General features: G+C 36.3%; 16 protein-coding genes. 10 read left to right on the top strand and 6 right to left on the bottom strand.

Translation table 11 applies throughout. From position 1 onward, the window contains the following. Position 1 precedes the first annotated feature (1 nt). On the bottom strand, positions 2–667 hold the full coding sequence (locus L1S34_RS05295; RefSeq protein WP_236363112.1) for a hypothetical protein: 666 nt from the start codon (positions 665–667) through the stop codon (positions 2–4). 277 nt (positions 668–944) lie between these two features. Beyond that, positions 945–2,039 (bottom strand): redox-regulated ATPase YchF, encoded by a 1,095-nt coding sequence (gene ychF, locus L1S34_RS05290; protein WP_236363111.1) that lies wholly within the window; start codon positions 2,037–2,039, stop codon positions 945–947. 285 nt (positions 2,040–2,324) lie between these two features. Here ychF and L1S34_RS05285 point away from each other — a divergent pair, with 285 nt between their 5' ends. Further along, entirely contained in the window at positions 2,325–4,973 is a 2,649-nt protein-coding gene (locus L1S34_RS05285; protein WP_236363110.1) for a TonB-dependent receptor, read from the top strand. Positions 4,974–5,105: 132 nt separating this feature from the next. On the opposite strand, the gene L1S34_RS05280 is transcribed toward L1S34_RS05285, so the two are convergent. Further along, positions 5,106–5,456, bottom strand: a complete 351-nt coding sequence (locus L1S34_RS05280) for a 4Fe-4S dicluster domain-containing protein (RefSeq protein WP_166137409.1) — start codon at positions 5,454–5,456, stop codon at positions 5,106–5,108. 134 nt (positions 5,457–5,590) lie between these two features. On the opposite strand from L1S34_RS05280, the gene L1S34_RS05275 reads away from it, so the two are divergent. From L1S34_RS05275 to L1S34_RS05250, 6 genes are all read left to right on the top strand, one after another. After that, positions 5,591–6,652, top strand: coding sequence for an acyl-CoA reductase (locus L1S34_RS05275; RefSeq protein WP_236363109.1), 1,062 nt, complete (start codon positions 5,591–5,593; stop codon positions 6,650–6,652). A gap of 90 nt (positions 6,653–6,742) precedes the next feature. After that, positions 6,743–7,813 carry a 3-phosphoserine/phosphohydroxythreonine transaminase gene (serC, locus tag L1S34_RS05270; protein ID WP_236363108.1) on the top strand — a complete coding sequence of 357 codons (1,071 nt, stop codon included), beginning with the start codon at positions 6,743–6,745 and terminating at the stop codon, positions 7,811–7,813. Between the two features lie 168 nt (positions 7,814–7,981). Next, positions 7,982–8,932, top strand: a complete 951-nt coding sequence (locus tag L1S34_RS05265; protein ID WP_166137400.1) for a D-2-hydroxyacid dehydrogenase — start codon at positions 7,982–7,984, stop codon at positions 8,930–8,932. 97 nt (positions 8,933–9,029) lie between these two features. Continuing rightward, positions 9,030–9,593 carry a DUF937 domain-containing protein gene (locus L1S34_RS05260; protein WP_236363107.1) on the top strand — a complete coding sequence of 188 codons (564 nt, stop codon included), beginning with the start codon at positions 9,030–9,032 and terminating at the stop codon, positions 9,591–9,593. Positions 9,594–9,683: 90 nt separating this feature from the next. After that, positions 9,684–10,124 (top strand): DUF6146 family protein, encoded by a 441-nt coding sequence (locus tag L1S34_RS05255; protein ID WP_255710711.1) that lies wholly within the window; start codon positions 9,684–9,686, stop codon positions 10,122–10,124. Between the two features lie 33 nt (positions 10,125–10,157). Beyond that, the gene (locus L1S34_RS05250) at positions 10,158–10,460 is read left to right on the top strand and encodes a DUF6787 family protein (protein WP_236363106.1); all 303 of its coding nucleotides are present in this window, start codon (positions 10,158–10,160) and stop codon (positions 10,458–10,460) included. Between the two features lie 10 nt (positions 10,461–10,470). On the opposite strand, the gene L1S34_RS05245 is transcribed toward L1S34_RS05250, so the two are convergent. Next, the gene (locus L1S34_RS05245; RefSeq protein ID WP_166137391.1) at positions 10,471–10,770 is read right to left on the bottom strand and encodes a hypothetical protein; all 300 of its coding nucleotides are present in this window, start codon (positions 10,768–10,770) and stop codon (positions 10,471–10,473) included. Positions 10,771–10,819: 49 nt separating this feature from the next. Next, positions 10,820–11,467, bottom strand: coding sequence for a peptide-methionine (S)-S-oxide reductase MsrA (msrA, locus tag L1S34_RS05240; protein WP_370637570.1), 648 nt, complete (start codon positions 11,465–11,467; stop codon positions 10,820–10,822). Positions 11,468–11,615: 148 nt separating this feature from the next. On the opposite strand from msrA, the gene L1S34_RS05235 reads away from it, so the two are divergent. The 3 genes from L1S34_RS05235 (at position 11,616) to L1S34_RS05225 (ending at position 14,662) form a co-directional block, all read left to right on the top strand. Then, entirely contained in the window at positions 11,616–12,302 is a 687-nt protein-coding gene (locus L1S34_RS05235; RefSeq protein ID WP_236363105.1) for an ABC transporter ATP-binding protein, read from the top strand. A 177-nt stretch (positions 12,303–12,479) separates the two neighbouring features. Next, entirely contained in the window at positions 12,480–13,244 is a 765-nt protein-coding gene (locus tag L1S34_RS05230; RefSeq protein ID WP_236363104.1) for a TIGR02757 family protein, read from the top strand. A gap of 65 nt (positions 13,245–13,309) precedes the next feature. Beyond that, entirely contained in the window at positions 13,310–14,662 is a 1,353-nt protein-coding gene (locus L1S34_RS05225) for a DEAD/DEAH box helicase (RefSeq protein ID WP_236363103.1), read from the top strand. A 79-nt stretch (positions 14,663–14,741) separates the two neighbouring features. Here L1S34_RS05225 and L1S34_RS05220 read toward each other — a convergent pair whose 3' ends face one another. Further along, entirely contained in the window at positions 14,742–15,854 is a 1,113-nt protein-coding gene (locus L1S34_RS05220) for a lactonase family protein (RefSeq protein ID WP_236363102.1), read from the bottom strand. Positions 15,855–15,859: the final 5 nt, after the last annotated feature.

Raw genomic sequence — 15,859 nt, 5'->3', positions numbered from 1 at the left:
ATTACTTATTTGATTTTTTAAACACTTCATCTGATTTTAACCTTTTTAAGTTAATGAAGGTTTTGAATTCATTTCTTGTTGGTTTTGCCAAATACGTTAAAGAATCAATAGGAATTGATTTAACCTGAGTTAGCGAATCCATTCGTCTCACATCGTCTTTGGTGCCCATTGTTTTCCAATGCAGCGCATTTTTTGCTATATCAATTGTACTTACTGCCCAGTACAATGAATCCTTGTAGTTCAGTACTAATTTTCCATTAAATCTTTTTGCTTTTTGTGTATTTGAGAATACAAAAACAGTATCCATTTCCGTGTGCATAAACTCAATAGAATCACCAATGTTTTTGGAAATAAAAGCACGGTTATCGTCTTTAAAAAAGTATTTGTCGTTCTTTAAATCAAATTCTTGTTTTAAAGAGTCCAACTCGGTTTTGTGAATTCTAAATTTTCTATCAAATTCTCTAAGGATCATTTTTTCAGAAATCGTTAAGTGTACAGAGTCTGAATTTACAAAAACACCTCTAAACTTTAATGGAATTTGAGTTAATTCAGCATCATGAATTGGCTGTGGTTGTTCGTAATACAACACATTCTCATCTGCTGGCGAATTTGCTTTTTTGCAAGAAAAAACAAGGAAAGATATTGCTATTAAAAGAAATTGCTTCATTTGAACCGCTTAAAATTAAAGTCAATTTACACTTTTTAATTGAATCGGACTTACAAAGATTACAAAATTACCCCCGATTGCTGCGGAAAGCTTTTTTAGCTAAAGTTACTATTTTTTCTTGCACTAAAAGAGCGACCACCGGAAGCTCCTTTTAGAGCTTAGAAAAAGTGACTTTAGCTGAAAATCTTGAAGCGGAAAGCGGGATTAGGTTCAAAAAAAAGTCGAAAGCTATTTCTAACTTTCGACTTTTCAATTTTGACTTTTGACTAGTTAAAAACTAGACGTTAAATCTAAAGTGCATGACATCACCATCTTTTACAACGTATTCCTTACCTTCAACTTTAAATTTTCCAGCTTCTTTACATTTAGCTTCTGAACCATAAGTTACATAATCCTCATAAGAAATCACCTCGGCACGGATGAATCCTTTTTCGAAATCAGTATGGATTACTCCTGCTGCCTGCGGTGCAGTTGAACCAATATTAATGGTCCAAGCGCGAACCTCTTTTACACCTGCAGTGAAGTAAGTTTGTTGTTTTAGCAACTTGTATGCAGCACGAATTAAAACAGATGCACCTGGCTCTTCAAGTCCCATATCTTCAAGAAAAACCTGACGCTCTTCATAGCTTTCTAATTCGGTAATATCAGCCTCGGCTCCTACTGAAAGAATAATCACCTCAGCATCTTCATCTTTTACTAATTCTTTTACTTGGTCTACATACTTGTTTCCGTTTACGGCTGAATTTTCGTCAACATTACAAACATATAATACTGGTTTTGCAGTGATTAATTGAAAAGCTTCCATTAAAACCTCTTCGTCATTGCTTTGAGGAACGATAGTACGTGCTGATTTTGCTTGTAATAAAGCTTCACGAATACGATCTAAAAGTGCTTTTTCAGTTTGCGCTTCTTTGTTACCTGTTTTTGCAGCACGATTTACTTTTTCTAAACGTTTTTCAACTGTTTCTAAATCTTTTAACTGCAACTCGATATCAATAGTTTCTTTATCGCGAATTGGGTTTACATTACCATCTACGTGGACAATATTATCATTGTCAAAACAACGTAAAACGTGAATAATAGCATTACACTCTCTAATATTTCCAAGAAATTGATTTCCTAAACCTTCCCCTTTACTTGCTCCTTTTACCAAACCTGCAATATCAACGATATCTACAGTTGCCATTTGCACGCGTTCTGGTTTTACCAATTCTTCTAACTTGTTAATTCTTGGATCGGGAACGTTCACCACACCAATATTTGGTTCGATGGTACAAAAAGGAAAGTTAGCACTTTGCGCTTTTGCGTTTGACAAACAATTGAACAAAGTTGATTTTCCTACATTAGGTAACCCTACAATTCCTGCTTTCATGTGTAAATACTTTTTCTATAATAAAGAGACTTGCCACTTGTTATTGGCAATGTCATTAATTGATTTTACTCTTTTAGACCACGTTACAAAAATAAAGAAGATGGACTGTTGCTAAAAGTTGGCAAATATACCATTTTAAAATAGGTTTTCAATACCCAATTGAAGGCTTAAAACTACTAGAACTGTTAAATTCTAAAAAAAATTAAAATTTGATACTAATGTTTTGTTAAAAGATATATATCTTGCAACCAATTTCTAATCAAACCAAAAAAATCACAACTTATTATGAAAAAATTCGCATTTTTATTAATTCTATTAAACATCTCCTTTGCCTTCGCACAGAAGCAGGTTTCGGGAGTTGTAAAAGACAACAGCGGCAACACACTCCCAGGAGTAAATATTGTTGAAAAGGGAACGCAAAACGGAGTATCGACAGATACTGATGGTTCGTACAAGATCAAAGTAAAAGATGGCGCAACTCTTGTATTTAGTTACGTGGGCTTTAATAAAGTAGAACGAGCCGCCACTGAAGCCACAATTAATGTTGTAATGTCTGAAGAAGGTGGACAAAATTTAAATGAAGTGGTAGTAACAGGAACCAGAACAGCTCCTCGAAGCAACACTACTTCAGCATTACCTATTGATGTATTATCTTCAAAAGACTTAACTTCAACAGGACAAGCCACTTTTGATAAAGCTTTACAGTACAAAATACCTTCATTTAACACAGTGCAAACTCCTGTTAATGATGCAACTTCATTACTTGACCCGTATGAGATTAGAAATATGGGACCAAGTAGAACGTTGATCTTAATTAACGGTAAAAGAAAAAACTTAAGTTCTTTATTATATGTACAGACTTCTCCAGGACGCGGTGAAACAGGATCTGATATCTCAGCGATTCCAACTGACGCAATTGAAAAAGTAGAGATTTTACGTGATGGTGCATCTGCACAATACGGCTCTGATGCAATTGCTGGTGTAATGAATATCATCTTAAAGAAAAACACAAATGGCCCATCGGTGACTATGAGAAGTGGAATGACTTCAGAAGGTGATGGAGAAATGATCGGTATTAGTTTAAATAACGGTTCTGAGGTAGGTGAAAAAGGATTCATCAACTACACAGTAGATTTTTCTAAAGTAAACCTTGCTAACAGACCTGGTAAAGTAGATGCAGCTGGAGAAGCAGCTGATTTTGGAGCATCACTAGCAGATGTACAATCGTTTTTAGCATTAAAACCAGATGCAGGAAACATCAATGGATCCCCTGAAACCGCTGCTGCTAAATTTTTAGTAAATGGTGGATTTGGATTATCTGATGACACTTCATTGTACTATAATGCTGCTTATGTTTACAAAAAAGTAAATTCATTTGCCAACTACAGAACACCATATTGGAGAACTTTAGCTGATTATCCTTTCTTAGCTGATTTCTTCGGAAACGGAACTGCAGCTTCTTACAAAGGTTATGTACCTACTTTCACAGGAGATTTGAACGATTACAACGCAACATTAGGTTACAAAGCCGTGAAAAATGGTTGGAATACTGACGCAAGTATTACTGTTGGAGGAAACTCTCAGACGTACAGTGTAGAAAATTCATTTAACCGCTCTGACATTCAAGATGAGGATGGTAACAATGTTTACTTAGAGAATAGCCCTATCACATTCAAGCCTGGAGGAACTTCTTTCAATCACATTGTGGGTAACTTAGATATTTCTAAAAACTTATCTGACCAAGTTAGTATTGGATTTGGATCAGAAATTAGAACAGAAACTTTTGAAGTAACAGAAGGTGACAAAGCTTCTTGGGACGGAATTGGAGCTGACTCATTTGCAGGAAACAGACCTGAAAATTCAGGAAAATGGAACCGTTACAATTTAGGAGCTTACTTTGATTTAGCTTATGACGTTACCGAAGACTTCTTAATTAATGGAACACTTCGTTACGAAGATTATAGCGATTTTGGTGGAGCTACGGTTTGGAAAATTAGCTCTAGATACAAATTCCTAGACGATAAGATTACTTTGAGAGGATCTGTGTCTACTGGATTTAGAGCACCAACTTTGCACCAGATTTATACGCAAAAAGCACAATATTCTTTTGTAGCTGGTCAAGGAATTCAAGTAAGTGGTATCATTAATAACGTTTCACCACAAGCACGTATTTTGGGTGTACCTCAACTAGATGCTGAAAAATCAACTAACATTACTGTTGGTTTTGGCGCTAAACCTTCTAAAAACTTTAGCCTTACGGTAGATTACTACAATATTAAAGTGAAAGACAGAATTGTTTTAGGTGACAGACAAGACACTCAATTTGGTAACATCGCTTACTTCTCTAATTCATTTGATTCAAGAACAGCAGGTTTAGATGTCGTAACAAACTACAGTAACATTCTACTAGGAGAAGGAAAATTAGGATTCAATTTATCTGGTAACGTGACTTTCCAAAATGAAAGAATTTCTCCTGTAACAAATAATTCATTTGGAGCAACTTTAGATGCATTGATGTTCACTTCAAGACCAGAAACTAAATGGATTTTAGGAGCAAACTATGAAATTGGTAAATTTGGTTTTTCTTTGAATAACACCTATTTCGGAAAATCAACTTTCAAACAAGATGGTATGAATGCAAACTTAAGAACAGAGTTTACACCAAAAATTGTTACTGATTTAGGAGTTACGTTCTCTGCCACTGATAAATTGACTTTATCTTTAAATGTAAATAACCTTTTGAATGTTTTACCAGAATGGAATTTCAAAGCTGAAAATGCAGCTGGTGTAGCGATCTTAAATGACCCAGCACAAGTTAAAACACAATCTAACTTGATCACATTTAACCAACGTTATTCTCAAATGACTTATGATGGATACCACTTTAGTCAATTAGGAACGATGTTCAATTTATCTTTGAACTACAAATTCTAATTTTAGAATATCCAAATAACAAAAAAAGGACTGTCGCAAGATGGTCCTTTTTTTCTGCACATTCTCAAAATAATAATCACAAAAAAACCTGAGAATATCTCAGGTTTTTTTGTGCTTTAAAATAAAAAGCTGTTATTCGTTATGTAAAAAAGCTTGTCTGTTTAACAATGTTTCTTCACTTTCTACGTGGTTATCATCAGGCACACAACAATCAACAGGACAAACTGCTGCACACTGTGGCTCGTCATGAAATCCTTTACACTCAGTACATTTTCCAGGAACTATGTAGTACACCTCGTCTGAAATTGGAGTTTGAGCCGCCTCAGCATCAACCTCAGTTCCATCAGGAAGAATAATCGTACCCGATAGTTTTGTGCCGTCCTTGTACCTCCAATCATCTGCACCTTCGTAAATTGCTGTATTTGGGCACTCTGGTTCGCAGGCCCCACAATTGATGCACTCGTCTGTTATAATAATTGCCATGATATATAATTTTTAAAGTCTGACGGTCTGCTGGCAACGATCAATTTCTTTTGAACGCTAGACCTTTGACTTTAGACATATTTATGCTTATTTTTGTGCAAAATTACAATCAAAACAATTCATAAGCAAACATTATGACATTAGAAACAAAAAAAAGTATTTTTGTTGCATTAGGTGAATTTCTCGGACAATTTACAGCCAACAACACCTCAAAAAATGATGCAGTTTTGCATAACGATACTTTTTTTGACTCGTTTCATGATTTGATTCATTTGTCGCAAAGCCATAACGGCTGGTATACTCCCGAGAATGTGTACTATGCCATTAATTCATGGGCACAAGCATTAACTCCTGAGAATTTAGATCAGTGGTTAAAATCCTATGAAATTGAGCAGCAACAACCAAAAACTATTGCCTTAATATTGGCAGGTAATATTCCGTTGGTTGGTTTTCATGATTTTTTATCAGTGTTAATTTGCGGTCATAATGTAGTTATTAAAACCTCTTCAAACGACCAACATTTATTACCCTTTTTAGCCAAATACCTCATTGCAATTGAGCCTGAATTTGCCACTAAAATTACTTTTGTAGAAGGCAAATTAGAAAATTTTGACGCTGTAATTGCCACCGGAAGTAACAATACAGCACGTTATTTTGAATATTATTTTAAAGACAAACCCGCTATCATTAGAAAAAGCCGCAACTCGGTAGCCGTATTAACGGGTAACGAAACTGCTGCACAACTCCATGCATTGGGCGAAGACATTTTTAGATATTTTGGTTTAGGCTGCCGCAACGTTTCTAAACTTTTTGTTCCAAAAGATTACTCGTTTGTTCCGTTTTTTGAAGCGATTTTTGCCTACCAAGATGTGATTCATTACGAGAAATACGCCAATAATTACGATTACAACAAAGCCGTTTTCTTGATGAGTAATTTTAAATTGCTTGATAATGGCTTTTTGACCATCAAAGAAGATGTGAGTCATGCCTCGCCAATTTCGAGTGTGTTTTATGAATATTACGACAACCTTGATGAGCTCAAAAATCGTTTAGAAAACGAAAAAGACCTACTACAGTGCATTGTATCAGATGATTTGATTGAAAACAGTATAGCCTTTGGCGAAACTCAAAATCCGCGATTGTGGAATTACGCAGATAACATCGATACAATTTCATTTTTAACAAGTTTGCTGTAGAAAAAAGTGTAATTATTCCGAATTAAATAGTCCTTATTAAGCAAGTATTGCCGAAATTTGCACTTTAATTTTTTGGATATAAACTACACCATGAAAAAACACAACTACAGCGCAGGACCTTGCATTTTACCGCAAGAAGTTTTCGAAAAATCAGCACAAGCCATCCTTAATTTTAACGACTCTGGACTTTCACTTTTAGAAATTTCACACCGAAGCAAAGACTTCGTAGCAGTGATGGACCAAGCAAGAGCCTTGGTACTTGAATTGTTAGGCCTTGAAGGGAAAGGATACCAAGCCTTATTTTTAGCAGGAGGAGCAAGTTTAGAATTTGTTATGGCTCCTTATAATTTAATGAAAGTAGGCGGAAAAGCTGCCTATTTAGATACTGGTACTTGGGCAGCAGGGGCAATCAAAGAAGCCAAACTATTTGGTGAAACAGTAGTCGTAGGATCATCAAAAGACGATAACTATAATCACATCCCAACCGATTACAGCATTCCTACTGATGCCGATTATTTTCACTGCACGAGCAACAATACCATTTTTGGTACACAAATGAAAACTTTTCCAACTACTGAAGTGCCGGTAGTTTGCGATATGAGTTCGGATATTTTCTCGAGAGTATTAGACTTTTCTCAATTTGATTTGATTTATGCAGGCGCACAAAAAAACATGGGACCTGCTGGAACTACCCTTGTTGTTGTAAAAGAATCAATCCTAGGAAAAAGCGGACGCGAGATTCCAAGCATGTTGGATTACAGCAAACATATTAAAGCAGAAAGTATGTACAATACGCCGCCTGTTTTCCCGGTGTACACCTCATTATTGACTTTGCAATGGTTGAAAAATTTAGGTGGAATTGCAGCCATTGAAAAGCAAAATAACGCGAAAGCGGATTTATTGTATTCAGAAATTGATCGTAACCCATTGTTCAAAGGCGCCGCTGCAGTTGCGGATAGATCAGCGATGAATGCTACTTTTTTATTGAATGATGAGGCGCATGCCCCAATTTTTGATGAAATGTGGAAAGCAGCAGGTATATCTGGACTACCGGGTCACCGCAGCGTAGGTGGTTACCGTGCCTCTATGTATAACGCATTACCTCTTGAAAGCGTACAAGTTTTAGTTGATGTGATGAAAGCTTTAGAAACGAAAGTGTAAAAACCAAAAAAACGAACTACAAAAGCAATAGGCTCTAGCCCCGATTGTAATGGAAATCCTTTTATGTTTTTTCTTTAAAAACATAAAAGATTGCAATGGAAAGCGGGAAATAGCTCCTGAAAAAACAAATAACTAGAGGATCGTTTTGGATTCTTAAAATTTAAAAAAATGAAAGTATTAGCAAACGACGGAATTTCAAAAAGCGGAATTCTTGCCTTGGAACAAGGCGGATTTGAAGTAATTACAACCAAAGTAGCTCAAGAGCAAGTGGCTAATTTTGTGAATGAAAATAATGTGAGCGTTGTTTTGGTGCGTAGTGCAACCAAAGTTCGTAAGGATATTATTGATGCTTGTCCGGGACTAAAAATTATTGGTCGTGGTGGCGTAGGAATGGATAATATTGATGTGGATTATGCTAAAAGCAAAGGCATTCATGTGATAAATACACCAGCATCGTCATCAGAATCGGTTGCAGAATTGGTATTTGCACATTTATTCTCTGGAGTACGTTTCTTGCATGATTCGAACAGAAATATGCCACTTGAGGGCGATACCAACTTTGATGGACTTAAAAAAGCATACGCAAATGGTATTGAACTTAGAGGAAAAACATTAGGAATTGTTGGTATTGGTCGCATTGGTCAAGCTACTGCAAAAATGGCTTTGGGCTTAGGCATGAAGGTAATTGCAGCAGATAGTTTTATTCCTCAAGTGGATGTTACTGTATCGTTTTTTGACGGTCAATCAATTACAACTACTATCGTATCTCAAAGTTTAGAAAGCGTATTCAAAGAAGCTGATTTCATCACCCTTCACGTACCTGCACAAGACGGCTATATTATTGGTGAAAAAGAATTGAGCATCATGAAAAACGAAGTGGGCATTGTAAACTGCGCGCGTGGCGGTGTAATTGATGAAGTAGCTTTGGTAAAAGCCTTGGATAGCGGCAAAGTATTGTTTGCAGGATTAGACGTTTTTGAAAGCGAACCAACTCCTGAAATGGCCATTTTAATGCACCCGAAAATTTCGTTAACACCGCATATTGGTGCAGCAACTGGCGAAGCACAAGACCGCATTGGTACGGAATTGGCACAACAAATCATTAGCCTTTTGGCATAACAAAATACGATTTTAGGCCTAACTTGAAAAGGATTTATTTCAATGAAATAAATCCTTTTTTTATTTAGCTTTGGTATCTAAACAAAACCAAAAACCTATGTTAGAACAATTAACCCAATTAGCAAAACAATTTGGACTAGAATCAGTTGTAAACAACAACGCAATTCCAAATGAACAAAACGATGCCGTAATTCAGGAAGCTAGCGGCTCTATATTTTCTGGCTTACAAAAAATAGCTTCGGAAGGTGGTATAGAACAATTAGCATCACTCTTTCAAGGCGATGCTGCTCAAAACGCATCTAATCCGGTGGTTCAGAAACTGACGGAACAACTCACAGGAAGTTTAGGTCAAAAATTCGGTATCAGTAGCGAAACCGCCGCCGGCGTAGCAGGAAATTTGATTCCGCAAATCCTTGGTTCATTAGTAAACAAAGCCAAAGATCCAAATGATAGTAGTTTTCAAATTTCGGACATCATTGCTGCCATATCTGGAGGTGGAGCAAACGGCTCTAGTATTATGGATGCAGTTTCTAAGTACGGTGGCCAATTTGGACTAGATCAAAATGCAGACGGAAAAGTAGACGTAAGTGATGCAATGGCTGCTGTTTCAGGAAAAAGTGGCGGATTAGGAGGCTTCCTCGGAAAACTATTTGGAAAATAAAAACATTAAAAATCACTCAATTGGGTGATTTTTTTTTTGTTAAATATTTAGTAGTAGGTGTTTTTATATTGTACTTTTAAAATAAAAATCATGACGATCAAAAACACCTCTTGGATTTTGCTTGTATTTGCACTCGTTATTTTTAGCTGTACCGCTGTAAAGCCAAATGATACAAGTTTTAAAAAGCCAACCGCAACAGTAGGCGATACCGTTCGTATTGCCAATGAAGAGTTAGAATACGAAGTGATCATTATTGAACCTGGTTTTAATACTTGGCTGACATCTGTAGCTCTGCCTCGAAATTACCATTCACAGTCGTTTTTAGAAAGCAAAAATTTCATGTATGTAACTGAGTGGAATAACCGTGCCAGACAGCCAATGCGATACAATCCTAATTTATACGAAATGCCTATTAATTACGATCCAAATATAAACTACGGCTACGAAGTGAATTATCTTATTTACAATTACATGATTTATTTTCAAAACACATACAAACAGCAGCTCTATGGTTTTGTTCCAGTGAGATAATGTCAGTATATTTGTATAGATTTTTAAAGAAAAATGAATAAACTCAAACAGCGTTGGGGTGTTACTAGCAATTACCAACTAACGATAATTTTTATTGTTTTCGCTATCACGGGCTCTGCCTCTGCATGGCTTTCTAAGCCTCTGTGCGTGTGGATAGGCATTACCAAAGAAACCCTTGGCTTGGGTTATTATCCGCTAAGATTCTTGTTAGTATTTCCTATTTATCAGGTTTTGTTGGTATTAATAGGTTTTATATTCGGGCAATTCAAATTCTTTTGGACATTTGAAAAGAAAATGCTTCGCCGTATTGGCTTGGGATTTTTATTAAAAGAATAAAAAAAACGCCTTATTGGGCGTTTTCCTTTTTGATAACATATTTATAAAGCCAAGCTAGTGTAAAGGTGGGCACAAAATCAGAGAATGGCAATACCTCTTCGACAAATGCCAAAATACCACCAACTTTTCCTAATGTTCCTTTGTACATCCGAGTCATTAAAAAACCAGCGAATGGCGCCCAAATCACATCTGAAAACTCGCCAAGAAATGGAATTGTAAAAGACAACATTCCAATAGCATCAAATAAAATACTCAGAGCCAAAAGACGCATTTTGGACTGGGTTTCAGGAATAGCAACAGGGTTATTCATTTGTATTACTTTTTAATATTTCACAAAGCAGTTACAAATCTAATGCCAATTATTTTTTGAGCTTGTCTTTGTACATTTTTTGCAATTTCTCAATTTTAGGAGTAATCACATAACTGCAATAACCTTGCGTTTTATTTTGATTGTAATAATTCTGATGGTAATCCTCAGCAACATAAAAAGCAGTAGCAGGAGAAATTTGAGTTACAATAGGCTTTCCAAAAGTATTTTCGCTAGTCATTAACGCAATATAATCCGTTACTAATTGCTTTTGAGCCTCATTGTGGTAAAAAACCTCGCTACGGTATTGGGTTCCTGAATCAGCACCCTGACGATTCAATGTTGTTGGATCGTGTGTGGCAAAAAATATTTCTAGCAATTCGCCATACGATATTTTTTTTGGATCAAATGTAATTTCAATCGCCTCGGCATGGCCTGTCATACCGCCGCTTATTTCTTGATATGTCGGATTCAATGTTCGACCGCCAATATATCCTGAAACTACTTTAGTTACGCCATCTAGTTGTAAAAATACCGCTTCGGTACACCAAAAACAGCCACCTGCAAATGTGGCTACATCCCAATCTTTTTGAATTTCCATATTATTTTTTTCTATACTTTTAGGTACTATTACTGTTTTTTCTTTGGCACAAAATGAAAAAGGAAGTAATGCCAAAAAAACACCTATCATTTTTTTCATAGTGTAATTTTTAAATCAAAGTTACAAGATATGCAACAGTCCAACCATCGCCATTAACTAAAGTTTATCGTTTGTTAATCTAAAATTACGAAGGATCTATTTAATAATACTTAAAATCTTTGTTTCTTTGTCAAAACAGTTTCAAAAAATGATCCAAGCTACCAATTTGCATAAATATTACGACCAATTACACGTTCTAAAAGGAGTCGATTTACATATCAAACAAGGTGAAATCGTCTCAATTGTCGGTGCATCAGGAGCCGGAAAAACCACTTTACTGCAACTATTAGGTACTTTAGACAAACCCACTGTTGCGGCAAGCAAGCATCATGCAGCTCCTGGCGAATCCTCATTACTTATCAACGGGCAAGATATCACAGAAATGAACGACATGACTTTGTCGCAATTCAGAAACCTCAACCTGGGTTTTATTTTTCAATTTCATCAACTTTTACCAGAGTTCACTGCTTTGGAAAACGTATGCATACCCGCTTTGATTGCCAAAAAATCAAAAAAAGAAACCGAGGCCGAAGCAATAAAACTCCTCACCTATTTGGGTTTAGCGCACCGTATTCATCATAAACCGAACGCACTTTCTGGCGGAGAGCAGCAGCGTGTGGCAGTCGCTAGAGCTTTAATCAACAAACCAGCTGTGATTTTTGCCGATGAGCCATCAGGGAATTTAGATACCGCCTCAGCCGAAAATTTGCACCAGTTATTTTTTAGATTACGTGACGAATTCGGCCAAACTTTTGTCATCGTAACACACAATGAGGAGCTAGCCAATATGGCCGACAGAAAATTAATTATGGTAGACGGGCAAATTAGTAATTAGGAGCTATTTAGCTCCGCTGAATCTTCGATTTCCAGCTATCCACTATATTCCCGATCAAAAAAACTACGGCCGAAAAAGCCTTGTTTTTTTTTTAAAATCGGAAGCTGCCGTTCATATCTGGGCTAGGAAAACTGCTCCAAACATGCGTAATTAATTTCATTAAGCTACCTCTTAACCATGACTTCAACTGAACTCAAAGACTTTTTAGACGAAAAAGTCATACAATACAACACTCTTGATTTTATTGACAGTGACCCCGTTCAAATTCCGCATCTTTTTTCACAAAAAGAAGACATTGAAATTGCAGGCTTTCTGAGTGCTACTATTGCATGGGGCAACCGCAAAATGATCATTCAAAATTCACATCGCATGCTCGATTTAATGGGTAATGCACCTTTTGATTTTGTAATGTCGCACAGCGAAAGCGATCTAGAACGCCTCAATAATTTTGTGCACCGCACCTTCAACGGGCAAGATTTCATGGGCTTCATAAAATCATTGCAATATATTTATAAAAACCACGGTGGACTTGAAGCTGTTTTTGCGCAAAATCAGGAAGCTCAATCCATGCAAAAAAGCATATCTGAATTCAAGAAAACTTTCTTTTCAATTCCGCATTTGCCACGCACACAAAAACACATCTCTGATCCTTTGAATAATTCGGCAGCCAAACGGATCAACATGTACCTACGTTGGATGGTTCGACAAGACAATAAAGGAGTGGATTTAGGCATTTGGAAAAGCATTTCGCCTGCTGCCCTATCTTGCCCTCTAGATGTACACTCTGGCAATGTAGCACGTAAATTGAGTATTTTAAATCGAAAACAAAATGATGGCAAAGCCTTAGCCGAGCTAGATGCCAAGCTAAGAGAATTTGATCCCAATGATCCTGTAAAATACGATTTTGCTTTGTTTGGGCTGGGTGTTTTTGAAGGCTTTTAATCCAAAACAAACTGCCTTTGCCACATTCCTTGTAAAAAGACTATCTTTGCACAAAATTTAAGCAAATGAGTACTTTCGAACAATTCAAACTCCCTAAATCTGTACAAAAAGCAATTGATGATTTAGGATTTACCACTCCAACTCCGATTCAGGAAAAAACTTTTTCTGTAATTATGTCAGGACGTGATATGATGGGAATTGCACAAACAGGTACTGGAAAAACATTTGCCTACTTATTACCACTACTAAAGTTGTATAAATTCACGCCCGGCCATACGCCAAAAATCGTGATTTTAGTTCCTACACGTGAACTGGTTGTACAAGTAGTTGAAGAAGTTGAAAAGCTAACCAAATACATGTCGGTTCGTACTATAGGTATTTTCGGTGGTGTTAACATCAATACCCAAAAAACTACTGTCTACCAAGGATGTGATATTCTTGTGGGTACTCCTGGACGTATCATGGACCTTACTTTGGACAATGTGATCCGCTTTGAGGAAATGCAAAAATTAGTTATTGACGAGTTTGATGAAATGCTCAACTTGGGTTTCCGCACTCAACTAACTGCAATTTTGGCCATGATGCCTAAAAAACGTCAAAACATTCTCTTCTCGGCTACAATGACAGACGAGGTAGATGCTATTTTGAATGATTATTTTGATAATCCTGAAGAAGTTACTCTTTCAGCATCAGGAACACCACTTGAAAACATTACACAAATTACGTATCACGTACCAAATTTTAACACCAAAGTTAACTTATTAAAACACTTACTTTCGACAACGGAAGATATGAGTCGTTTGTTGGTATTTGTAAACAATAAAAAAATATCAGATCTCTTACACGAGCGCATTGAGGAAGATTTTGAAGGTCAATTTGGGGTAATTCACTCTAATAAGTCTCAAAATTACCGTTTGAGCACTATGGCTTCTTTTCAAGAAGGCAATTTACGTGGCTTGATTACTACTGATATCATGGCAAGAGGACTTGACATTTCTAACATCACCCATGTTGTAAATTTTGAAATGCCTGAACTACCTGAATTGTACATGCACCGTATTGGTAGAACTGGTCGTGCCGATGCAACAGGTACAGCAATAAGTTTTATAGCTCCTCGCGAAGAAGAAAAGAAAATTGAAGTAGAATTATTAATGAATATGGAATTGGCTTTAGAACCTTTCCCAGAAGTAGTTGAGATTTCTAGCAAATTAATCGAACCTGAAAAAGATAGACAACCGATTAAGTTTTTGATGAAAAAACAAAAACTAGCCGGCGATGGTGCTTTTCAGGAAAAAAGCAAAAAAAACAAAAAGGTAAATCTTGGAGGTCCTGGTGTAACAAAGAAAAAAACACACGGATCCGTGAATAGAAACATGCTCAAAACGCGAGCTAAAAAGAAGAAAGACAGTAATAAATAATACTTTTATTAGTTACATAACATTAAAAAAGGCTAAAAATGCAATTGTATTTTTAGCCTTTTTTGTTTCTTTAAACTATTTACTGCTTTGTAAAAAACAAACAAACTGGTGCGCATAAAGAGATCTTCTTACCCGTTGCTGTTAAACTTCCTGTTTTTTTATTTCGTTTAAAAACAACAACTTCATTCGTATATTGGTGCCCGACTAGTAAAAAATTACCGCTAGGATCAATCACAAAGTTGCGAGGCCCTTTACCTAATGAGCTTTGATGTTCTTGCAGTTTTAATAAACCGTTTTTTTCGACTTTAAAAATCGAAATGGTATTGGCTTCTCCACGATTTGAGGCATATAAAAATTTTCCATCCGGAGAAAAATGCAAGTCGGCTGCACTAAAACTACCTTTAAAATCTGGAGGAAGTAATGAAGTTTCTTGAATTAATTTTAATTGACCGTTTCCATATTCAAAAACGGACAAAGCAGCAGTAAGTTCTTGTAATAAATATATGTATTTCCCATCAGGACTAAAGGTTAAATGCCTTGGCCCGCTGCCCGATTTTATAGCAACAACAGCAGTTTGTGTTAAAACAATCTTTTCTGAATTAGGATTGTAAGCATAGAGCGTCACAGTATCAGTACCTAAATCGGTTGCTAGCACATACTTTTTATCCGGCGAAAAATGTAACATATGTACATGAGGTCCCTCTTGTCGCTGGGTATTTGGACCTTGGCCTTTATGAGAAATAATTTGATTGGCTGCGGAAAGACTTCCATCGGATTTCTTTTTAAAAACAGTAATACTACCACCACTATAATTGGCCACCATTACATTTGGGCCGTCTGTAATTATATGACAAGGATCAGCTCCTTCTGACGGCTGTATATTAAGTAATTGCAACTGTGCAGAACTCGCATCGTAATTAAAAGCACTAACGCTACTTTTACTTCCAAATTCGTTTACCGCATAAACAAACTTTTGGTCACTGGAAACTGTTAAAAAACTCGGATTCACAGTTGGATCCGAAGTGCTTTTCAATTTAAAATCACCTGTCTTGCTATCAAAATCGTAGACATAAATTCCCTTACTATCGCAGCCCTGAGTGTAGGTACCTATGAGTAAATTCAATTTGTTTTTTTGTGCATGAGTAGCCGATATAAACAGAAACGCAACGGTACATAAAACTATTTTTTTCATGTTCG

Source organism: Flavobacterium sp. K77, from assembly GCF_021608205.1.
Lineage (GTDB): Bacteria > Bacteroidota > Bacteroidia > Flavobacteriales > Flavobacteriaceae > Flavobacterium > Flavobacterium turcicum.
This window is presented reverse-complemented; position numbering and strand designations above follow the sequence as displayed.